Annotated in this window: 18 protein-coding genes; 16 read left to right on the forward strand and 2 right to left on the reverse strand. The window is 37.7% G+C overall.

Annotation, left to right across the window (positions count from 1 at the left end; all coding sequences use genetic code 11):
- Window positions 1-2: 2 nt before the first annotated feature.
- From sov to FJA49_RS15175, 13 genes are all read left to right on the forward strand, one after another.
- Window positions 3-7,202, forward strand: coding sequence for a T9SS outer membrane translocon Sov/SprA (gene sov, locus FJA49_RS15115; RefSeq protein ID WP_394344088.1), 7,200 nt, complete (start codon window positions 3-5; stop codon window positions 7,200-7,202).
- Between the two features lie 59 nt (window positions 7,203-7,261).
- Window positions 7,262-7,642: a glycine cleavage system protein GcvH gene (gene gcvH / locus FJA49_RS15120; RefSeq protein ID WP_140001762.1), complete on the forward strand. Its 381-nt coding sequence runs from the start codon at window positions 7,262-7,264 to the stop codon at window positions 7,640-7,642.
- On the forward strand, window positions 7,632-8,012 hold the full coding sequence (locus tag FJA49_RS18670) for a VanZ family protein (RefSeq protein WP_140001763.1): 381 nt from the start codon (window positions 7,632-7,634) through the stop codon (window positions 8,010-8,012). Before gcvH ends, FJA49_RS18670 begins: the two co-directional genes overlap by 11 nt.
- A 44-nt stretch (window positions 8,013-8,056) precedes the next feature.
- Window positions 8,057-8,800: a deoxyribose-phosphate aldolase gene (gene deoC, locus FJA49_RS15130; RefSeq protein WP_140001764.1), complete on the forward strand. Its 744-nt coding sequence runs from the start codon at window positions 8,057-8,059 to the stop codon at window positions 8,798-8,800.
- A gap of 17 nt (window positions 8,801-8,817) precedes the next feature.
- A complete protein-coding gene (locus FJA49_RS15135; RefSeq protein ID WP_140001765.1) occupies window positions 8,818-10,926 on the forward strand; it encodes a gliding motility protein RemB in 2,109 nt (702 codons plus the stop codon).
- A 103-nt stretch (window positions 10,927-11,029) separates the two neighbouring features.
- The gene (gene cyoE / locus FJA49_RS15140; RefSeq protein WP_394344091.1) at window positions 11,030-11,947 is read left to right on the forward strand and encodes a heme o synthase; all 918 of its coding nucleotides are present in this window, start codon (window positions 11,030-11,032) and stop codon (window positions 11,945-11,947) included.
- The gene (locus tag FJA49_RS15145; RefSeq protein ID WP_140001768.1) at window positions 11,947-12,543 is read left to right on the forward strand and encodes a cytochrome c oxidase subunit 3; all 597 of its coding nucleotides are present in this window, start codon (window positions 11,947-11,949) and stop codon (window positions 12,541-12,543) included. Before cyoE ends, FJA49_RS15145 begins: the two co-directional genes overlap by 1 nt.
- A 42-nt stretch (window positions 12,544-12,585) precedes the next feature.
- Complete coding sequence (locus FJA49_RS15150; protein WP_140001770.1) at window positions 12,586-13,617, forward strand: cytochrome c oxidase subunit 3; 1,032 nt, start codon at window positions 12,586-12,588, stop codon at window positions 13,615-13,617.
- Window positions 13,618-13,636: 19 nt separating this feature from the next.
- Window positions 13,637-13,993, forward strand: coding sequence for a cytochrome C oxidase subunit IV family protein (locus tag FJA49_RS15155; RefSeq protein WP_140001772.1), 357 nt, complete (start codon window positions 13,637-13,639; stop codon window positions 13,991-13,993).
- Window positions 13,994-14,071: 78 nt separating this feature from the next.
- Complete coding sequence (locus FJA49_RS15160; RefSeq protein WP_140001774.1) at window positions 14,072-14,743, forward strand: hypothetical protein; 672 nt, start codon at window positions 14,072-14,074, stop codon at window positions 14,741-14,743.
- Window positions 14,744-14,747: 4 nt separating this feature from the next.
- Window positions 14,748-15,485: an SCO family protein gene (locus FJA49_RS15165; protein WP_140001776.1), complete on the forward strand. Its 738-nt coding sequence runs from the start codon at window positions 14,748-14,750 to the stop codon at window positions 15,483-15,485.
- 2 nt (window positions 15,486-15,487) lie between these two features.
- On the forward strand, window positions 15,488-16,036 hold the full coding sequence (locus FJA49_RS15170; RefSeq protein ID WP_140001778.1) for a DUF420 domain-containing protein: 549 nt from the start codon (window positions 15,488-15,490) through the stop codon (window positions 16,034-16,036).
- A complete protein-coding gene (locus FJA49_RS15175) occupies window positions 16,026-16,283 on the forward strand; it encodes a thioredoxin domain-containing protein (protein WP_140001780.1) in 258 nt (85 codons plus the stop codon). The genes FJA49_RS15170 and FJA49_RS15175 overlap by 11 nt, the downstream gene beginning before the upstream one ends.
- 12 nt (window positions 16,284-16,295) lie before the next feature.
- Here the strand turns inward: FJA49_RS15175 and FJA49_RS15180 are convergent, their stop codons facing one another.
- Window positions 16,296-17,693, reverse strand: a complete 1,398-nt coding sequence (locus FJA49_RS15180; protein ID WP_140001782.1) for a DUF4403 family protein — start codon at window positions 17,691-17,693, stop codon at window positions 16,296-16,298.
- Between the two features lie 165 nt (window positions 17,694-17,858).
- On the opposite strand from FJA49_RS15180, the gene FJA49_RS15185 reads away from it, so the two are divergent.
- From FJA49_RS15185 to tsaB, 3 genes are read left to right on the forward strand one after another with little or no spacing between them, the layout of a single operon-like run.
- The gene (locus tag FJA49_RS15185; protein ID WP_140001784.1) at window positions 17,859-19,301 is read left to right on the forward strand and encodes a TolC family protein; all 1,443 of its coding nucleotides are present in this window, start codon (window positions 17,859-17,861) and stop codon (window positions 19,299-19,301) included.
- Window positions 19,302-19,307: 6 nt separating this feature from the next.
- Complete coding sequence (locus FJA49_RS15190) at window positions 19,308-20,624, forward strand: efflux RND transporter periplasmic adaptor subunit (RefSeq protein ID WP_140001786.1); 1,317 nt, start codon at window positions 19,308-19,310, stop codon at window positions 20,622-20,624.
- The gene (gene tsaB, locus FJA49_RS15195; protein ID WP_140001788.1) at window positions 20,624-21,283 is read left to right on the forward strand and encodes a tRNA (adenosine(37)-N6)-threonylcarbamoyltransferase complex dimerization subunit type 1 TsaB; all 660 of its coding nucleotides are present in this window, start codon (window positions 20,624-20,626) and stop codon (window positions 21,281-21,283) included. Before FJA49_RS15190 ends, tsaB begins: the two co-directional genes overlap by 1 nt.
- On the opposite strand, the gene FJA49_RS15200 is transcribed toward tsaB, so the two are convergent.
- Window positions 21,272-21,958 (reverse strand): hypothetical protein, encoded by a 687-nt coding sequence (locus FJA49_RS15200; protein WP_140001789.1) that lies wholly within the window; start codon window positions 21,956-21,958, stop codon window positions 21,272-21,274. The genes tsaB and FJA49_RS15200 overlap by 12 nt on opposite strands.
- Between the last annotated feature and the right edge of the window lie 2 nt (window positions 21,959-21,960).

Consider the following 21,960-nt stretch of genomic DNA (forward strand, 5'->3'; position numbering starts at 1 on the left):
ACTTGAAAACTAACTATACTAACGGCATTGCCTGTAACTTGAAGATTGGCTTTTGGCTGATTTCGATTTTTTTTAGTGTAACGATACAAGCACAAGAAGACGAGGAGGTTCAGGATACTACCAAAACAGGATATTCTGTTGGAAAAGTGGAATTAAAAAACCCGCCTAGTATTATAGAGGCATATACCTATGACCCGATTACAAATCGTTATATTTATACAAATACCGTTAATGGTTTTAATATAAATTATCCCGTAGTTCTTACGCCGGAAGAATACGAAGAATTGGTGCTTAGGGAATCAATGCGAAAGTATTTTAAGGAAAAATCAGATGCGATAGAAGGTAAAAAAGACGGTAGCGATGCCAAGAAAAAAGACCTTTTGCCACGATACTATGTCAATTCTAGTTTCTTTGAAACCATTTTTGGTAGTAATACAATCGACATCAAACCGACAGGTTCTGTTGAGATGGATTTGGGAATCCGACATACAAAACAGGATAACCCTGCGCTATCGCCAAGGAACAGAAGTACGACCACTTTTGATTTTGACCAGAGGATCAGTATGAGCCTTATGGGGAAAGTAGGGACGAAGCTAAATGTTAATGCGAATTACGACACAGAATCTACTTTTGCTTTCCAAAACCTGATAAAGCTTGAATATTCACCGACGGAAGATGATATCATCCAGAAAATTGAAGTCGGAAACGTAAGCTTACCACTAAACAGTACGCTGATTCGTGGAGCTCAGAGTCTTTTCGGGGTTAAAGCACAATTCCAATTTGGAAAAACTACAATTACGGGAATCTTCTCAGAGCAAAAATCCCAAACCAAAACAGTTACTGCCCAAGGTGGAGGAACGGTACAGGAATATGAATTATTTGCGTTGGATTATGACGCTGACAGACACTTCTTCCTTTCCCAGTATTTTAGAAATCAATACGACAGATCATTGCGAAATTATCCTTTGATCGATAGCCGTGTCCAGATTACAAGAATCGAAGTTTGGGTAACCAACCGCCAAAACAGAGTCAGCACGACAGACAATAACCTCAGAAATATTATTGCGATTCAAGATTTAGGTGAAGCGCAGTTGACAGGACAAGATGATGACGAAGTTGTAGCAGCTAATCCTATACCAGGAGGTTTCTTTACAGCTCCCGCAAATACACCTTCAAAAAACTCGAACAACCGATATGATCCGGCAAAAATAGGAACGACAGGAGTATTGAGTCCGGCCATCCGAGAAATTGCAACAGCAAGCGCAGGATTTACAGGTGTTACAGTGAGCGAAGGAACGGACTATTCCAAATTAGAAAACGCCCGAAAATTATCACCAAGTGAATATACTTTCCATCCGCAGTTAGGATATGTTTCCTTAACACAGCGACTTTCTAATGATGAAGTTTTGGCTGTTGCCTACCAGTATACTATAGGTGACCAGATCTATCAGGTTGGAGAATTTGGTACTGATGGAGTCGATGCTACACAGGTAAGTAACGGTATTCCGACGACACAGAGTTTGATCCTGAAAATGCTGAAAAGCAACCTGACGAATGTCAACAAGCCGGTTTGGAACTTAATGATGAAAAACATTTATGCTCTTCCGGGCGCTTATCAGTTAGAGCAGGAAGATTTTAAGCTGAACATCATGTATACGGATCCGTCGCCATTGAACTACATCACTCCGGCTTCGCCTGCGGCTTCTAACCCGTTACCGGCAGATGTGGAGCAGACACCTTTGTTGCGAGTTTTCAATGTTGACCGATTAAACTATACAAACGATCCTCAGCCTAATGGAGATGGATTCTTCGATTTTATACCAGGATTAACAGTAGATAAACAAAACGGAAGGATCATCTTTACAACAGTAGAACCTTTTGGAGAACACCTTTTCAACAAATTAAGAACAAGCCCGACGCAGGATTATAACGCTCCTGCTGCAGGTAACTATAACGGCAACCAGAATAAATATGTATACCGTTCGATGTACCGCAGTACACAAGCAGCGGCACTTCAGGATAGTGATAAGAACAAGTTCCAGTTAAAAGGAAAATTCAAATCAACAAGTGGTGACGGAATTGCTATTGGTGCATTTAACGTTCCTCAAGGTTCGGTTACGGTAACTGCCGGAGGAAGAGTTTTGGTTGAAGGTGTTGATTATACCGTAAACTATCAGTTGGGAAGAGTTAATATTTTAGATGCTTCTTTGCAGGCTTCTGGAACACCAATTGAAATTTCATTGGAAAATAACTCTGTTTTCGGACAACAGACACGAAGATTTTTTGGGGTTAACGTAGAGCATAAATTTAATGATAAGTTTATTGTTGGTGCTACATTGTTAAAAATGAGCGAAAGACCGTTTACTCAAAAATCAAATTACGGTCAGGAATCTGTAAACAATACAATCATAGGTCTGAACACCAATTTCTCATCAGAAGTTCCTTTCTTGACACGATTGGTAAACAAGCTTCCTAATATTGATACGGATGTTCCTTCGAATATTTCCTTTAGAGGAGAGGTAGCTTACCTAAAACCGGATACCCCAAAAGCAGATAGATTCCAAGGCGAATCTACCGTTTATGTAGACGACTTTGAAGGATCACAGACTACAATCGATATGCGTTCTCCATTTGCATGGAGTTTGTCGAGTGTGCCTGAAAAACCAGTTATGAGTGATTATAACGACTTTGGAGGTTCTTTGACTACTTTAAACTACGGTTATAAACGAGCAAAACTGGCTTGGTATTCTATTGACCCAACATTTTATGTACAAAGACCAGGTGGTGTTTCAGAAGACGACCTTAAGTTGTATAGCACAAGAAGAATCTATAGCAGAGAATTATTCCCGGTTACAGATATCGCAGTAGGTCAGCAAACAGTTATTAATACTTTAGATTTATCCTATTTTCCTAGAGAAAGAGGTCCGTATAACTTTAACCCGTTAGCACAGGCTACAAATAGCTTTACGCCAGATCAGGCTGTAGATAACTTTGGGGGAATTATGAGGGCTATCAATTCCACTGTGGAGTACATTCAATTTTGGATGTTAGACCCGTATTACAACGACCAAAGAGGTTCTGCTAATGCAGGCAATACTGGAAGACTATATTTCAACCTTGGAGAAATTTCAGAAGACGTTTTAAAAGACGGAAGAAAACAATACGAAAATGGACTTCCTGGTGCGGGTTCAACACAGCCTACATTCTCAACAATCTGGGGTAAAATTCCAATTTCACAATCTTTGATTTATGCGTTTGATACCAATGGTGGTAACAGACAGTTCCAGGATGTGGGTCTTGATGGTTTGAATGATGCAGAAGAAGCAGCACAATTCCCTGGATTCGCTTCACAACCTGACCCTGCAGCAGATAATTACCAATATTTCCTAAGTGCAACCGGAGATGTTATACAGCGTTATAAAAATTATAACGGATTGCAAGGAAACTCTCCAATAGATGTTGGAGATACAAATAGAGGTGCAACGACTTTGCCGGATACTGAAGACATCAACAGAGACAATACAATGAATGAAATCAATGCTTATTATGAATATGGCATTGAGATAAGACCAAACATGGTAGTTGGGTCAAGTCCGTATATTACTGATATTAGAGAAACAATAGCAAGTATTCCGGGACAAGAAACTACAGGAGCACGTTGGATTCAATTCAAGATTCCGGTTTCACAACCAGACAATACGATTGGAAGTATTTCCGATTTCAGATCGATTCGTTTCATGAGAATGTTCGTTACAGGTTTCAACGATCAGATCACACTTCGTTTTGGTGCTTTGGAATTGGTTCGTGGCGAATGGAGAAGATATGTTAAGACTCTTGACCCGAACGAGCAGGATGACAATATCAACAATGCTGATGATACTGCTTTAGATGTTTTAGCGGTTAACATTCAGGAGAACGGAGACAGATCGCCTATTAAATATGTTACACCTCCTGGAGTTGTAAGAGAGCAATTGTATAACAGCAACACCATTATAAACCAAAATGAGCAGTCGCTTTCTTTAAGAGTGACAAAAGCAAATCAGGCGCTTCCTGGACTTGGAGGTTTGGAACCAGGTGATTCCAGAGCGGTATTCAAGAACGTAAGTGTTGATATGCGTCAGTTCAAGAAATTAAAAATGTTCTTACACGCTGAAGCGTTGCCAGTACCTACAGATGTACAGCCTTTGTCAGACGATCAAATGGTAGCATTCATCCGATTTGGTAATGACTTTACGCAAAACTTCTATCAGGTAGAGATTCCGTTAAAAGTAACGCCACAAAGCTCTGCACTTACTGCAGAACAGGTTTGGCCGGAAGCCAACCAGATTGATTTAGCACTGTCGTTACTGACCAAGCTGAAAATTATGGCTATGGATCCAAACAATCCATTGTTGGTTCCAGATGCTTTGGGTGTAAAATATATAGATGACTTTGTCTTGGATCCGTCATTAGCAGGAAGAATCAATCCATTGCGATTAGGTATCAAGGGAAATCCAAACTTTGGATTGGTAAGGACTTTAATGGTAGGTTTGAAAAACCGTCATTCAGATGATATTCGTGGTGAAGTTTGGTTCAACGAACTTCGTCTTGCAGACATGGACAATAAAGGCGGAATGGCGGCAATTGCCAGCTTAGATAGTAACTTGGCTGATTTTGCTACAATTTCTGCAACAGGAAGAATGAGCACACAAGGCTTTGGTTCTTTAGAACAAGGGCCAAACGAAAGAAGTCGTGAAGATATCAAGCAATACGATATCGTGACCAATGTGAACTTAGGAAAACTGTTACCTAAAAAATGGGGAGTTAATCTTCCGTTCAACTATGCTATAGGTGAAGAAAAGATTACTCCGGAATACGATCCGTTCAATCAGGATATTCGCTTGGATCAGTTGTTAGATAATACGCCTGATGCAGCAGCAAGAAACAATATTGAAAGCAGAGCGGTTGATTATACGAAGAGAAAAAGTATCAACTTTATAGGAGTCAAAAAAGAAAGAGGTGCAGAGCAGAAACCGCATTTTTATGACCCAGAAAACTTGACATTATCGTATTCGTTTAATGAAACAGAACACCATGACTATGAGATTGAAAACTTATTGGATCAACAGGTAAAAGCTTCTGTGGATTATACTTTTGCTTTCCAGCCAAAAGCGGTTGAGCCATTCAAGAACTCTAAGTTTATGAAGAAAAGCCAGTATTGGAAAATATTGAGTGATTTCAATTTCAACTACCTGCCATCTACAATTACCTTTAGTTCCAATATTATGAGACAATATAATAAACAGGAATATAGAGATGTAGATATTCAGGGAATTGGATTGTCGCCATTATATAGAAGAAATTACATGTTCAACTACCAGTATGGTTTCAATTATAATTTGACAAAAGCATTAAGAGTAAACTATACGGCATCTACCAATAACATTGTAAGAAACTATCTTGATGAATTTGGTGTTCCGATGGAAGATTTCACAATCTGGGATGATTTCTGGAACATTGGTGAAGCCAACCAGCACATGCAACAGCTAACAGTTAACTATGACTTGCCGCTGAATAAAATTCCTGCATTAGGATTTATAAAATCGACTTATTCTTATACGGGTGATTACAGCTGGCAGCGTGCGACAGATGCTATGGCAACAGTTACTACTGATGATGGTACTTTCAATCTAGGAAATACAATCCAGAACAATGGTTCGCACCAATTGAATACTGCACTGAACATGGATGTTCTTTATAAGTATTTAGGATTAGGTAAAAAGCCAAAGGTGCCAACAAAACCAGCACCACAGGCACCGCCAAAACCAGGTGAGAAAATTACAAATACTAACAAGCCGCAAACATCTGGAAGCAATGTGTTTATGGATGGATTGGTAGGAGTTCTGACCAGTGTTAAAAACATTCAGATCAACTATTCTCAAAATGAAGGTACAGTATTGCCAGGTTTCATACCAGGCGTAGGTTTCTTTGGAACGACTAAGCCGTCTTTAGGATTCGTTATGGGAAGCCAGGCAGACATACGTTATGAAGCAGCAAAAAGAGGATGGTTGACAAACTATGAGGATTTCAACCAGAACTTTACCCAGACTTCTTCTAAGAAATTGAACCTAACTGCCAATGTTGACCTGTTCCCTGACTTTAAGATTGACTTGACAGCAGACCGTTCCTATACTGAAAATTTCTCAGAACAATTTGATGCTGCAGATGGAGTGTATCATTCCCGTTCACCATACAACTATGGTAACTTCTCTATCTCTACTGTAATGATCAAGACAGCATTTGGAAAGAGTGATGAGAATTCGTCAGCAGCTTTTGATGATTTCAGAAACAACAGATTGACTGTGGCTGACCGTTTGGCAACAAGCTATTACGGAACTACAGAATTCCCGAGAACTACGGATGGTTTCCCTGTTGGATTTGGAAAAAATAGCCAATCGGTATTATTGCCTTCGTTCTTGGCAGCCTATACTGGAGCTGATGCTGGAGGAGTTAAATTAGGGCCTTTCAGAGATGTGCCAATTCCAAACTGGAATATAAAATATAACGGATTGATGCGCTATAAATTCTTTAAAGATAGATTCAAGCGTTTCTCTTTACAACACGGATATAGAGCATCCTATACAATCAACTCGTTCCGTTCTAATTTTGAATACGACCAAAACCGTGATGCAGTTGATGCAAGTGGTAATTTATTAAGCAAGACTATTATTTCAAACGTTAACCTTGTGGAGCAGTTTAATCCATTGGTTAGGGTAGATTTTGAGATGAAAAACTCGTTTAAGGTATTGGCTGAGGTTAAGAAAGACAGAACGCTGTCGATGAGTTTTGATAATAACCTTCTTACAGAAGTAAGAGGAATGGAGTATATCTTAGGTTTGGGTTATCGATTTAAAGATGTTGTAATTACATCGAGATTGGCAGACAACCCTACAAACACTATTCGAAGCGATATCAACCTTAAGGCAGATTTCTCTTTAAGAAAAGCAAACACGATCGTAAGATATCTGGATTATGATAATAACCAGTTAGCAGGAGGTCAGAACATCTGGTCGTTAAAATTAACTGCAGATTATGCATTCAGCAAAAACCTGACAGCAATATTCTATTACGACCACTCTTTCTCTAAAGCGGTGATCTCCACTTCGTTCCCATTGACCAATATCCGTACTGGTTTTACAATACGATATAACTTTGGAAATTAATTCGGAAAACATTTTAAAAATATATAAGTTAATAATACATTTGCCCAAAACAACAAACAATGAATATACCAGCAAATTTAAAGTATACGAAAGACCACGAATGGGTTAGCATAGATGGCGATGTTGCAACTGTAGGGATTACAGATTTTGCACAAAAGGAATTAGGAGATATCGTTTATGTAGAGGTGGAGACCTTAGACCAAACTCTTGATAAAGATGAGGTTTTTGGTACGGTAGAAGCCGTAAAAACGGTGTCAGATTTATTCTTGCCGCTTTCAGGTGAAATTATTGAGTTCAACGAAACTCTTGAATCATCTCCTGAAAAAGTAAACACAGACCCATATGGTGATGGATGGATGGTGAAAGTAAAAATATCTAATACTTCTGAAATAGAAGGATTGTTAGATAGCGAAGCATACAAAAGCCTAATTGGAGCCTAATAAAAAAAGAATACTGTTTCTTGCCCTGGCGGTTTTTTGGAGTATTTCCATTACAATAGCCTGCTTGGTGAGCATGTCAGAAGTTCCTACTGTTAATGTAGACCAATTTGATAAAATCGTGCACTTGTGCTTTTATGCTGTTTTTTCGATACTTTGGTTTCAGTATCTAAAAACAAAAATAAGAAACACAAAAAAGCTCTTTCTGTTCGTGTTTTTTCTTTCAGTTCTCTTTGGGATTTTGATTGAAATATGCCAGTCGCTTTTTACAGAAAGTAGGCAGGCTGACATGAAAGATGTTATTGCGAATACGATTGGCGCATTCTTGGGATTGGCACTAATGGCAGTTTACAATAAAAGATTTAAAAATTAATCTGAAAATATCCCGCTTCGGTGGGATTTTTTTATTTTTATCATATGGATATCAAGCAATATTTAGATTCGACCTACTTAAAAACGCCTCAACAGGCTGGAATCAGCGATGCTGAAAATGAAATAATCGTCAAAGGTTTTGTTCAGGAAGCTATTGATGAAGGCTTTAAGCTTATTATGATCCGTCCGAATATGGTGCATATGGCAAAACAGATGATTTTAAAAGCCGGTTCAAAAGTTTTAGTCGGAACAGTTATCGGATTTCCGGAAGGGAATTACTCTTTGGAGCACAAGCTGGAAGAAGCGCAGCAAGCAATCAAAGACGGAGCCGATGAATTGGATTTCGTATGTGATTATGAAGCCTTCAAAAAAGGAGAATTGGATCTGGTAAAGAAAGAAATCCTGAAAGGAACCCAGCTAGGGTTGTCCAACCATAAGGTTGTGAAATGGATTATAGAAGTTGCGGCCCTAAACAGCCAGCAAATTATGCATCTTTCCTGTTTGGTAAAAAATGTAGTTATTTCTAATTTTTCAGAAGACAATTATGCCTTGGTTTTTGTGAAGTCATCTACCGGGTTTTATAAAACAGAAGATGGTCTTCCTAATGGAGCAACAGTTCCAACGATAATCATGATGCTTGAAAATGCATCGCCGCTGCCGGTAAAAGCGGCTGGTGGTGTCAGGACTTATGAAGAAGCAAAAGAAATGATTCGCTTAGGAGTCAAAAGAATCGGGACTTCGTCTGCAAAAGCAATTGCAAACGGAGAGGCGGCAAATAACGATTACTAAAATCAGCAAGTCACTACATGAAGAAACTCCTACAGATTGCCGTCTTGCTTTTGTCCAGCCTTTCATTATGGGCCCAAAATAAAACCTGGGAAAGAGAGCAATTTCCTGTTTTTCCAAAATGTGAAGGGCAGCAGTCAGAAAATCTTGAAGCTTGCTTTTATAATGAGCTGCAGGATTTCGTGTTTGCTAATTTCAAGGTGCCACAGCAGGTAACGGAAAAAAACTACAAAGGCAAAGTAATTGTGCTTTTTGAAGTCGATACGGCTGGAGTTTTTAAAATACAGTATATAGACGCAGTCGATGCCTCTTTAGCAGAAGAAAGCAAACGGGTTTTTGGATTGCTGCCAAAAATTAAACCAGCTACGTATAGCGGAAACCCAACCTATGCCAAATATACAATCAACATAAACATTCCTTTAGAAAAGCAGGCGGCTGTTGTTGCCGGTGCTAAAAAAGAAAATACAACTACTCTTGTAAAAGACAGGAGCAAGGAGCTGACGGAATTTGATAGTGTCGTTTACAAAAAGTTCGATAATCCGCAACTTAAAAGCCATCTTAATATTCCTTTTTCGCACAGCCTTTATGCGCAATTCGACAGAGCTTTGAATCAGGTAGGAAGCAATAATCATACGGCTTCTAAACCTTATACCTATGCAGAAGTATCGAAATATTATGATCTGGAACAGGCCAATAAACAAATCCAGAAAAACAAGCAAGGTTGGTGGGGAAGAAAACTCTGGAATGAAAATCTTGTAGCAATTCAAGGTGACGGTTATTGGTTTACTATGAATCCTATTTTGGATTTAAGACTAGGGAAGAGCGATCCAAGTAAGGCAGATTATACGTATCAGAATACCCGAGGCATTCAAATCCAGGGTGAAATCGGGAAAGAACTAAGTTTTACGGCTTCAATATTTGAAAGTCAGGGACGTTTTGCGGATTATTACAACAGATATGCGGAATCGATTAAGCCATCTGGTGGTAATCCGGCAATTATTCCAGGAGTCGGAATAGCAAAAGGTTTTAAAGAAGATGCCTATGATTTTCCAATGGCTGAGGCGAACATATCCTATACTCCAAGCAAGTTTTTCAACTTACAGTTGGGTTATGGTAGGAATTTTTTAGGTGATGGTTATAGGTCTTTGCTACAAGGCGATGGAACAAGTCCGTATCCTTTTTTTAAGATCAATACCAATTTCTGGAAAATCAAATACACCAATACGTATATGTGGCTGAAAGATGTGCGTCAAGAAGCTACTGAAGATAATACCTATGCCACAAAATTCATGGCAAATCATTACCTGAGCTGGAATGTCACAAAAAGATGGAATCTTGGTTTTTTTGAATCCGTAGTTTGGGCTAATCAGAACAATCGTGGTTTTGATGCCAGTTTCATTAATCCGATTATATTTTACAGAGCAGTAGAGTTCTCATCGTCCTCAAAAAGCGGTAATGCCCTTTTAGGTCTTACATCAAAATATAAATTTAGCAACCAGGTTCAGTTGTATGGACAATTCTTATTGGATGAATTCTCTGTTTCCGATATGAAAGCGGGAGATCAAAGCTGGAAAAATAAATTTGGGTACCAACTCGGAGCAAAGTATTTTGATGCTTTTAATATCGATAACCTATTGCTGCAGTTAGAATACAACCATGTCCGCCCTTATGTGTATGCGCATAGCAACCCGTTGACAAATTATGCACATAGCAATCAAAGCATGGGGCACCAATGGGGAGGTAATTTTAAAGAATTAATTGGTGTAGCCCGATATTTTAAAGGAAGATGGTTTGCAGATGCCAAATTAACCTACGGAAAAAGAGGGCTCGATTTTGATACGGATGCAGATTCTTTCAATTATGGAGGGAATATCTATAAAAACTACAGCGAAGGAAGACCTCGTGATACCGGTGTTAAGACCGGACAAGGAAATGAAACGACAATTCTTATTGCCGACTTGCAGGCGGGTTATCTGGTTAATCCGGCTACAAACCTGAAATTTTTTGCCGGGTTGATCTATAGAAATTTCAATCCAAGTGTAGATACTCCGACGGCTTTTAAAGAAGATACAACTTGGTTTTCGATAGGTCTGAGAGCCGATCTTTTCAATTGGTATTTCGATTATTAATTCAGTTTTCGCAAAACCTGCGTTTTTTGTGATTTGTTTTTTGTGATTTTCTTTCTGAACCAGTATCTTTGCGCAAGATTTCAAAATCCAAATGAAAGCAGCATTGAGCACTACAGCAAATAACTTTTCCTTAAAATCCCTTTATATTGATTTCAGAGAAATCACAAAGGCAAGATTGGCAGTTAGCGTAGTTTTTTCTTCTATTGCAGGTTACCTGTTAGGATTTGATGCGGCTCACCCGTTCAAATGGGTAACTTTGATCATGCTTTCTGTTGGAGGCTACTGCATGGTTGGGGCGTCCAACGCTTTTAACCAAATCATCGAAAAAGACCTGGATGCTTTGATGGATAGGACAAAAAACCGTCCTGTTCCTTCCGGAAGAATGTCAGTAAACACGGCTTTTATCATTGCATGTGTTTTGACAATCATGGGTTTGGTGATTCTTTACAATATCAATCCTAAGACAGCCATGTTTGGCGCTATTTCTATTTTTCTTTATACGAGTATCTATACGCCCTTAAAGACAAAAACGCCATTGTCTGTTTTTGTAGGTGCTTTTCCCGGAGCTATTCCTTTTATGTTAGGATGGGTAGCGGCTACAGATGAGTTCGGAATTGAAGCCGGAACACTTTTCCTGATTCAATTCTTCTGGCAGTTCCCTCATTTTTGGGCTATTGGATGGTTCTTGTTTGACGACTATAAAAAGGCTGGGTTTTTTATGCTGCCAACCGGAAAAAAAGATAGGACTACGGCAACTCAAATTATACTGTATACAGTTTGGTTGATTGGAGCTTCGTTGCTTCCGGCGTTCTTTCCTGTGATAGGTTTGGTTGGAAGTAAGTTACAGTTAAGCCCTATTGCGGCGGTTGTTGTATTGTTGTTGGGAGTGTGGATGTTGATTTATGCTGTGAAATTGTATAAGTCTCGAGAAGCAAAAGCAGCACGAACATTAATGTTGGTGAGTGTATCTTACATTACCCTGCTTCAAATTGTGTATATAGCAGATAAATTTTTACGATAATGGAAATGACGATAAAAGGAATGACTGCCAACGAGCATAAAGAAAGAAAAGCAAGGTCGTATAAGCTGATCTTGTGGTTTGCAATGATAAGCATGACGATGATGTTTGCTGGACTAACCAGTGCGTATGTCGTGAGTGCGTCAAGGCCAGACTGGTTAAATGATTTTGATCTTCCAAGCGCATTTTATGCTAGTACGGTTGTAATCATAATCAGTAGCTTGACATTTCATTTTGCAAAAAAGGCGATTCAAAAAGATAACAGAAGCCTGACTACTACACTTTTGCTGGTGACTTTAGTGTTAGGATTACTTTTTGTCTATTTTCAATTCGAAGGCTTTAATCAGATGATTGCAATGAAGTTGTATCCTACGGGTCCTTCAAGTACAGTGACTACTTCTTTTATCTATGTAGTGGTGCTAGTTCACTTTGCTCACCTTTTTGGAGGTCTGATATCGCTTTTAATCATAATTTATAATCATTTTAAACAAAAATACAATTCAGGTCAAACCCTTGGAATAGAGCTAGGTGCGATGTTTTGGCACTTTCTGGACTTTCTGTGGCTGTATTTGTTTTTATTTTTATATTTCTTTAAATAAGAAAAAAACGTAAATTTGGGAACTTTTTAACTAAATAACTTTATGGGAGCTACTGTTACTACTGCAAATAGTGAAGGTAAAATTTGGGGAGGCGGCAACGAGCCTATGGGAATTAATTATGGTAAAATGATGATGTGGTTTTTCATCGTTTCTGATGCCTTAACATTCTCTGGATTTCTTGCAGCATACGGTTTTTCAAGATATAAATTCATTGAAACTTGGCCTCTGGCGGACGAGGTTTTTAGTCACTTTCCATTTATGCACGGTGTGGATGCTCCGATGTACTATGTGGCATTAATGACTTTTATCTTGATTTTCTCATCTGTAACTATGGTATTGGCGGTTGACGCTGGCCACCAGATGAAAAAACAAAAGGTAGCCATTTATATGTTCCTTACCATTATTGGTGGTGGAATCTTCTTAGGTTCTCAGGCTTGGGAGTGGAAAAACTTCATCAAGGGAGAATATGGTGCTGTTGAAACAAAAGGAGGAAGCATCCTTCAGTTTGTTGATGCAACTACAGGAAAAAGAGTGAAACTTTCGGATGTAGCTATTCCGCTTCATGAAGAAAGAGAACAACTTTCAAGAAATAAAGGATTCTGGTTTTCAAGCGAAAGCACATTACCTGCTTATTCAGTAAATGAAGTGGTAGAAGGATTCAAGTCAAAACCTAACTTATTGGTTAGAACTGAAGCGACTTACCATCCAAATATGGCAAAAAATGTTGGGGTTCATCCAGAATTGAATAACTCAACTCACAAACACAAAACAATCTTAACTAGAGAAGAATCTCTTAAGAGATTGTCAGAAGTACACTATGTTGTAGAAGGAGCTAACCTGATTAGAAACGAATACGGTCAGAAATTATTTGCTAACTTCTTTTTCTTTATCACAGGATTCCACGGATTCCACGTATTTACAGGAGTTTTGATTAATATTTTGATCTTCTTTAATGTGGTTTTAGGAACTTACGAAAAAAGAAGAAGCTACGAAATGGTTGAGAAAGTAGGTCTTTACTGGCACTTTGTCGATTTAGTTTGGGTATTTGTATTTACATTCTTCTACTTAGTTTAATTTTTTAGAGATTATTATTATGGCACACGCACACGAGTACGTTTCTAATACGAAAAGAATCTGGAAGGTTTTTATATTACTATCTGTTGTAACAATTGTTGAAGTTGCATTCGGTATATACAAACCAGCTATTTTGCACGATACTTTGTTTCTTCAAATGAATTTGCTTAACTGGCTTTTCATTGCATTGACAATCTATAAGGCATATTATATCGTTTGGGCATTTATGCACCTTGAAGGCGAAAAAAGTAATCTTAGGTGGAGTATTGTGGCACCTTTAGTATTCCTAATTATCTATTTAGTGTTCATCTTACTAGTTGAAGGTAATTATGTTTTTGATGTGTTCAAGAGTTCTCAAATAAAATGGAATTTTTAACAGCATATTAAATCACAAAAAAAGACGGTATTACACCGTCTTTTTTTATTTTTGCACTATAATAACTACCTCTCTACAATGAAAAAAAATATAGTCCTTTTCGTGCTGTTTATACTTCCAATCGTTGCTTATCTTTTTTTTGCTTCAGGTATTAATAGTTTTGCAAAACTTCCGACTATAACAGAGAAAATTCCTGACCTGCAATGGAAAACTGCAGACGGTAAAAGCGTAAGCCTTGACAATAAGATTACCATTTTAGGTTTTACCGGAAGCAAGGTGATTTATAACGAAGGAAACTTTTTCAACCTGAACCAAAAGATCTATAATAAGAATAAAAACTTCAAAGATTTTCAGTTTGTCATGGTCGCGCCAAAAGGAAGCGAAGGCGAAGTGAAAGAACTATTGGAGAAATTGAAACCGATTGCGGAAGATAAGGATATCTCTAAGTGGATTTTTGTATTTGCAGCTCCGGAAGAAATCAAAGAATATTACTCAAAGCTGAATCTTGTTGGTAAGCTTGATGATAATACAGGAACAGAAAATGTCTATATCGTAGATAAGCTAAGAAACCTGAGAGGAAGAAAAGGAGAAAACCTTGAAGGAAAACAGGAATACAAAGAAGGCTACTATACTATTTCTGCAGCCGATTTGCATAACGAAATGAGTGATGATGTAAAAATCATTCTATACGAATACAGGGCTGCTTTGAAAAAGAATAACCCTAAAGCAGAAATGAAAAGAAAAATTTAATACGATGAAAAATAAATCATACATCGGAATTTCATTTATTATCCTGGTTTTTGGAATCTATGCGATTCCTAAAATCATCGACAGGGTAAAGAATAATGATATTTCTGTACAGGACCGACTAAACGTTCCGGTAAAAGAAAAGAAATCGGGAGAAGCTAAAAATCTGGTTAAGATTGGAAATGCACCTCAATTTAGCCTGACAGACCAAAATGGGAAAACCATATCAAACAAAGATTTTGAAGGTAAGGTGTATGTGGTTGAATTTTTCTTCTCGACTTGTCCGTCAATCTGCCCGGTAATGAACCAGAATATGCTGATGATTGAAGACGAATTCGGGAAAAATAAAAATTTCGGAATTGCTTCGTTTACTATAAATCCGACAAATGATACGCCTGAAGTCTTGAAAAAGCATGCGGAACAGTTGGGGGTTACATCTCCTAATTGGCATTTCCTTACAGGCGACCAGGATTATATTTACAATATTGCCAACAAAGGATTTAATATCTATGCCGGCGAAAGCAAAAAAGAAGGTGATGCCGGATTTGAGCATTCAGGTTACTTTGCGCTGGTTGACAAAAAAGGAAATATCCGAAGCAGAAAAGATAAATCAGGAAATCCGATTATATTTTATACCGGTTTAAATTACAAAGACAAAGAAGGCTTCCAGGATGACCTGCAAGGTAAATACAAGCCAGGAATTCATGCCATCAAAGAAGATATTGCAATTTTATTAGATGAATAATTATGGATAATAATTTGAATGCTGTTGAGCTGAAATATAGAAAGTGGATTATTGTTTTGTCAATAGCAATTCCTCTTGTTGTAGCCATTCTTTTTGGTGTAAAGCTAAAGGATTTCGGATATGACGTTAAACCCTTATCATTCCTGCCGCCAATTTATGCTACTATAAACGGAATTACCGCTATACTTTTGATTTCGGCTGTTATGGCAGTTAAAAACGGAAAAAGAAAACTGCATGAAAATTTAATGAAAACAGCTATTGGTTGTTCAGTGGCGTTTTTGGCAATGTATGTGGCCTATCATATGACAGCAGAAAGTACTCCTTATGGAGGTGAAGGAATATCCAGATACATCTACTTTTTTATATTGTTGACGCATATTCTTTTGTCAATAATCATCATTCCTTTTGTTCTTATTACGTATGTAAGAGCCTTGGCTGAACGATTTGACAAACACAAAAAGCTGGCAAGAATAACGTACCCTATGTGGCTTTATGTGGCTATTACAGGGGTTGTAGTCTACGTAATGATTTCTCCTTATTATGCGCACTAAAAAAAATAGCCTAAACAAAGGCCTTTCCCTGAAATGGGTATTCCCATTTTTAGCGATATTCTTTTTTTCTATGGATGCCAATGCGCAATGTGCCATGTGTCGTGCCGTATTGGAAACAGAAGAAGGCGGAATCAAGGCAGAAGCGGTCAATGACGGAATCGTATACTTGATGGTGATTCCTTATATCCTGGTTGGTATTTTGGGATTTGCCATATATAAAATGAAAACAAAAAAAAAGCCTGAATAATCAGGCTTTTTTTTATTTCAATCCGTCTATACTGACATCTACTTTTCCGTTCACGGTGATAAAAGCAATGATGGCTTTGTTGGTGAGCTGAATCTTTTTGAATTCGATGCCTTCAATATTCCCATTCACAAAAACACCCGGCATAGGAGAATAATTCTTTAGATAATTCATCATGTTCTTTTTGCCTTCCTCAAGATTAGGTTTGATGGAGTAACGGCAGCTTTCCTGCATTTTTCTCAATACCATTCCAGACGCCAGCCAATTTGCGGTTCTAATAAGCCTGTCTTTAGTATCAAGCACATAATCCAACTGGTCAAAATAGATTTCTTTAGTCGCATCATTATATTGCGGATAGCCGGAAAGATAGATGGTTCCGTTAAGAGAGCCTAATAAATCCAGGGCAATAATCATCTTATTGTTCTTTTGCCAGATGTCGACCTTTTTCACCGTTACCTTTCTTTTCCCAGAACCAAATTCCTGTCCCTGGAAATTCTTCGTCATCAATTTTGAAGCATCCTGATAGGTTGAAATTGCCGCTATATTGGCAGAAATATAATCCGGCATTTTGGTCACCGGTTTTAAGACGATTTTATCTCTGTCGAGCTTGTTTTTTGGTTGTTGCCCTACAATGGTTTCCATGTTACACTTTAATCCCATTTCAAAAGAAACCATGTCTTTTTGAAGTTTGGAATTGGTTGCGTATAATTCTATCGGCACTATGCGTAACCAGGAATCATAAGTTTCGCTCATTTGAAACGGCGTACATATTTTTTCCAAAGCATCGAGCACATTAGGCTTGAAATCCATTGATTTTTTGATTGCCTCGTCCAGATTGTTTTCGATCTTGGATTTAAAAAGACGGATAGCCGGATTTATCAAGTAGGTGATAGCAACATTTTTTCCCGCAATCACGATGGTTGGACTTTCGTTCCATTCCAACGACTTTATGGAAGTATCAGTATTCATCTTCCAGTTCGTAAGTCCTACATCGCTTAGTAGCGTAATAACACCGTTCATGTTGATTTCTCGGGTGTCATATAATTTGATTCCGAGTTTGTCAATGCCGTATCGGTAATGAATGTTGATTTTTAAAGGAAGAACGGTCTTGATTTTTCCTTTCTCTTCAGAGATTTTTATATCAGCCAGCTTCCAGACTTTCATCTGTATATCATCATCTTCAATGTTTTTGTCTTCATAGATAACATCGTTCAGAAGCTTATTCGTCTGACTTTCGATATCCTTGAGTTTTATTTTTACAGGAAGATTGATGAAGGATGTGGAATTTTCATAAACCAGTGGCGAAGCATCGTCCGGTTCCGGTTTCAGCGCCTCTATTTTCTTTGTAGAAGCACAGCCACTCAATAGCAGCAAGGTTAGTAATGAGATTGATAGGCGGAAATATTTACCCATGTCTTTAACGATTTAATTTCGAAGTAAATGTAAATTTATTTTTTAATATCTTTTCTAAAAAAATCTGTAACAGATTCCTTATTTAAAAGTCTAATAATTTTATTAAGTGAGTAAAAAAGCTAAATTTGTATTGCAATAACTTGCCCATATTGTACGTAATTATTTATGAAAAAAACATTCGTCAGTAAAATTATTTTGATTTTTGCCCTTTTCTCTGGGCTTGTATCAAATGCTCAGGCAAAAAAATGGACTTTGCAAGAGTGCGTGCAGTATGCATTAGACAATAATATTTCTATAAAACAAGCCGATTTAGACAGCCAGGTTGCGGAAATTGACAAGAAAGATGCCTTTGGTAACTTTTTGCCAAGCATCAACGGTACTGCTGTCCATTCCTGGAATATTGGTTTAAACCAAAACATTACGACGGGTTTGCTTGAAAACCAAACCGTGCAGTTTACCTCTGCCGGGCTAAATGCAAACATTGATATTTACAAAGGACTTCAGAATATAAATAGAATGAAGAAAGCAAGACTTTCCATGATAGCGGCTCAGTACAAGCTGACTAAAATGAAAGACGATATTTCTTTGAATGTAGCCAATGCTTTTTTGCAAATCCTTTTCAATAAGGAAAACTTGAAAGTCCAAAAAGAACAACTGCAGAATAACGAAAAACAAAAAGAAAGAACCAAAGCTTTGGTAGATGCCGGTTCTGTTCCAAGAGGCGATTTGTTGGATATTGATGCTACAGTAGCCAGCAGTCAGCAATCAGTAATCGTTGCAGAAAACACGCTGCTTATCTCGAAATTGAGCTTGGCTCAATTGCTTCAGATAGAAAATTTCCAGGAGTTTGATATTCAGGATAATGACTATGAAGTAAGAGAAAGTGAAGTAATGCTACAAGCGCCTTCTGCCATCTTTGAAAAAGCTAAAGCAGAAAGATCTGAACTTAAAATAGCTAAAGCAAATCTGGAGATAGCTGAAAAAGACGTACAGATTGCAAGAGGCGCCTATCAGCCAAGCTTACAAGGGTTTTATAGTTTTAGTACAAGAGCTTCTTATTCTGATAGGATTGTTGATTATAATCTTAATTCGCAAAACCCTACACGAGTAATAGGAGTTGTTGAAGGCACTAACCAGAATGTGGTTACACCAAATCTTTCGCCTATTTTAGGGAAACCAGCGCCAATTTTTGACCAGTTTAGCGATAATAAAGGACATTCTTTTGGTTTTCAATTGAATATTCCAATACTAAACGGGTTATCAGCCCGTAACAATGTAGCGCGTACTAAAGTGGCTCTGGAACGTTCAAGAACGCTATATAGCCAACAAGAACTAGATTTAGAGCGAAATGTTTATACAGCGTTTACAGATGCTAAAGGAGCTTTGAAATCGTATGAATCCGCTTTGGTTGCATTAGAAGCGAGAACAGAAGCATTTAATTATGCAAAAGAAAAATTTGATGTCGGATTGATGAATGCTTTTGAACTGAATCAGGCCCAGACACTCTATGTAAATGCACAGTCGGAAGTTCTAAGAACAAAATTCGATTATATTTTCAGAGTGAAAGTTTTAGAATTTTATTTCGGCATACCTATCCAAAAACAATAAATTATTATGAAAAAGAAGACTGTTTATTATTTGTTAGGAGGAGCTATTCTTCTGATAATTCTTTTATTAGTGCTTTCAAAGGCAGGCGTCTTGGGAAATAAGGAAAAAGGAAAAGAAGTAGAGGTTGCCCAGGTAGAATCTATGACGATTATTGAAACAGTTTCTGCAACAGGCAAAATCCAGCCTGAAATTGAGGTGAAAATCTCTTCTGAAGTATCAGGAGAAATTATCGAATTGCCGGTAAAAGAAGGACAGGTAGTTAAAAAAGGCGACTTGCTTGTTCGCATTAACCCTGATTTATATACCTCGGGACTTAATCGTTCTGTGGCTAGCCTTTCAGGAACTAAAGCAGGATTGAGTCAGGCCGATGCGCAGTTCAAAGAAGCAAAGGCAAATTACGACAGAAATAAGACGCTTTTTGAAAAAGGGATCATTTCAAAATCGGATTGGGATAAGGCTGTTTCTTCATTTGAAGTAGCGAAAGCGACAAAACAGTCTGCCTATTACAATGTTCAAAGTGCTTCGGCAACAGTAAATGAAGCAAAAGATAATTTAGGGAGAACGACAATTTATTCGCCTGCTGACGGAACGATTTCTTCGTTAGGTGTGGAATTAGGAGAAAGAGTATTGGGTACGCAACAAATGACCGGTACAGAACTTTTGAGGGTAGCAAACCTGAACAATATGGAAGTAGAGGTAGATGTGAATGAGAATGATATTGTTAAGATCAATGTTGGCGATTCTGCAAAAGTTGAAGTAGATGCCTATCTTAAAAAAGAATTCAAAGGAGTTGTGACCAGTATTTCAAATTCTGCCAGTACAGCTTTGACAGCGGACCAGGTAACCAATTTCAAAGTGAAAGTAAGAATATTGAAAGAATCGTATGCCGACTTATTGGAAGGCAAACCGGCAAATTATTCTCCTTTCAGACCAGGAATGACTGCAACGGTTGATATTATCACAAAGAGAAAAGAGAACGTATTGTCCGTTCCGATTAGTTCTGTTGTAGTGAAAACAGATACTTCGGCAACAAAGAAACCGGTAGTGGTCGATTCAAAAGATAACCAGAACAACAATCAAAAAACGCCAAAATCAGAGAAGAAGTTTGAGTGCGTTTTTGTGAAAGAAGGTGATAAAGCTAAGCTTAGGGTGATAAAAACCGGAATTCAGGATGATACTAATATCGAAGTTTCAACAGGCTTGAAAAAAGGCGATATAGTAATTGTAGGTCCTTATGCTACAGTTACAAAAGATCTGAATACTGGAGATTTAGTACATATAAAACCTGATGACAAAGCCAAAAAAGATAAGACTAAAAGATAATGTCCTACATACTCAATATTGAAACAGCGACTAAAAACTGTTCGATAAGCATTGCCAAAGAAGGCGAAACGCTTTTTTGCAAAGAAATGTCTGAACAAGGCTATTCGCATGCAGAAAAACTACATGTTTTTATTGCAGAATCATTACAGGAATTAAATATTGATTTTTCTGATTTAAGTGCTGTAGCCGTCAGCCAGGGACCGGGTTCTTATACCGGATTGAGAATAGGCGTTTCGGCAGCAAAAGGGCTGTGTTATGCCCTGAATATTTCGCTAATAGCAATTGATACTTTAGAGATATTAGCCAGACAATTGTCTGTTTCTGATGGATTAATCATTCCAATGGTTGATGCAAGAAGAATGGAGGTCTATGATGCTGTTTTTGATAGCCAGCATGGCAAAATACGTGAAACAAAAGCCGAAATCATTACAGGAGATTCTTTCGCAGATTTAGAAGGAACCATTCACCTTTTAGGAGATGGGGCGATGAAATGTGCCGAAGTATTAAACAATAGCAGGTTTGTATATCACCCGGATGTCGTTTATCCTTCTGCTAAAGAAATGAGCAGCCTTTCTTTTGATAAGCATAAAAAAAGCGACATCGTTGATGTCGCTTACTTTGAACCTTTCTATCTGAAAGATTTTATATTACATAAGTGAATTTATGAATTTCCCTAGTTGATTTAGGTCAGCTTCTTCAGAAAATGAAATCTTGTTTTCTTTGATGAATGAAGCAATTTCTTTTTCTTTTTCAGGTACCATAGAAACGATTGCTTTCTTCTTTAAAGGTAAAGTTTTTATTTCTGCGTCACCTAATTTGAAGAAATACTCATCTTTTGATTTTGCATAAGTAGCTGGCTGATACGTATCATATCCAGAAGCAGGATGTACTTCAGGCTTAAGGTATACAGTTTCAGTTTTGTAAATCTTTACTTTTGAATTGTTGCTGATTAATTTCAAATATCCTTCTTTTTTTACTCCTTTTTCATTTGTATAGGCTACATATTCATAAGAAGTAGGACTGTTTGTCAAGTTAATCATCGTGTTTAATTCAGCAGGTACAACCTTAACCTCATTATTGATGCTTACTTCCATGTCGTCAGTATAAGCATTGTGTCTCACCAAGATGATTTCATTAGAACCTGCGATTCTTGCAGGTAAGAAATTCTCGTTGAAGTACTTGGAACCAGCAGTTTTGTCAACCGCATTTTTATCGGCGAATCTTCGTTCGTTATTGGCAATGTCATTAACGGTTTGTTGTGCATTAATTTGTGCTTCAGCAAAATTTGAACATAATGCTGTAAGTGAGATGCTTAAAAAAAGTATTTTTTTCATGA

The organism is Flavobacterium microcysteis (assembly GCF_006385255.1).
GTDB classification, from domain to species: Bacteria; Bacteroidota; Bacteroidia; order Flavobacteriales; family Flavobacteriaceae; genus Flavobacterium; species Flavobacterium microcysteis.

What these genes read in the sequence shown, in the direction of transcription:
- FJA49_RS15175 (WP_140001780.1), top strand. Translation starts at nt 16,026, where the DNA reads ATGCGCACTAAAAAAAATAGCCTAAACAAAGGCCTTTCCCTGAAATGG.
- FJA49_RS15155 (WP_140001772.1), top strand. Translation starts at nt 13,637, where the DNA reads ATGGCACACGCACACGAGTACGTTTCTAATACGAAAAGAATCTGGAAG.
- FJA49_RS15150 (WP_140001770.1), top strand. Translation starts at nt 12,586, where the DNA reads ATGGGAGCTACTGTTACTACTGCAAATAGTGAAGGTAAAATTTGGGGA.
- deoC (WP_140001764.1), top strand. Translation starts at nt 8,057, where the DNA reads ATGGATATCAAGCAATATTTAGATTCGACCTACTTAAAAACGCCTCAA.
- FJA49_RS15165 (WP_140001776.1), top strand. Translation starts at nt 14,748, where the DNA reads ATGAAAAATAAATCATACATCGGAATTTCATTTATTATCCTGGTTTTT.
- FJA49_RS15170 (WP_140001778.1), top strand. Translation starts at nt 15,488, where the DNA reads ATGGATAATAATTTGAATGCTGTTGAGCTGAAATATAGAAAGTGGATT.
- tsaB (WP_140001788.1), top strand. Translation starts at nt 20,624, where the DNA reads ATGTCCTACATACTCAATATTGAAACAGCGACTAAAAACTGTTCGATA.
- FJA49_RS15135 (WP_140001765.1), top strand. Translation starts at nt 8,818, where the DNA reads ATGAAGAAACTCCTACAGATTGCCGTCTTGCTTTTGTCCAGCCTTTCA.
- FJA49_RS15200 (WP_140001789.1), bottom strand. Translation starts at nt 21,958, where the DNA reads ATGAAAAAAATACTTTTTTTAAGCATCTCACTTACAGCATTATGTTCA.
- gcvH (WP_140001762.1), top strand. Translation starts at nt 7,262, where the DNA reads ATGAATATACCAGCAAATTTAAAGTATACGAAAGACCACGAATGGGTT.
- FJA49_RS15185 (WP_140001784.1), top strand. Translation starts at nt 17,859, where the DNA reads ATGAAAAAAACATTCGTCAGTAAAATTATTTTGATTTTTGCCCTTTTC.
- FJA49_RS15160 (WP_140001774.1), top strand. Translation starts at nt 14,072, where the DNA reads ATGAAAAAAAATATAGTCCTTTTCGTGCTGTTTATACTTCCAATCGTT.
- FJA49_RS15190 (WP_140001786.1), top strand. Translation starts at nt 19,308, where the DNA reads ATGAAAAAGAAGACTGTTTATTATTTGTTAGGAGGAGCTATTCTTCTG.
- FJA49_RS15145 (WP_140001768.1), top strand. Translation starts at nt 11,947, where the DNA reads ATGGAAATGACGATAAAAGGAATGACTGCCAACGAGCATAAAGAAAGA.
- FJA49_RS15180 (WP_140001782.1), bottom strand. Translation starts at nt 17,693, where the DNA reads ATGGGTAAATATTTCCGCCTATCAATCTCATTACTAACCTTGCTGCTA.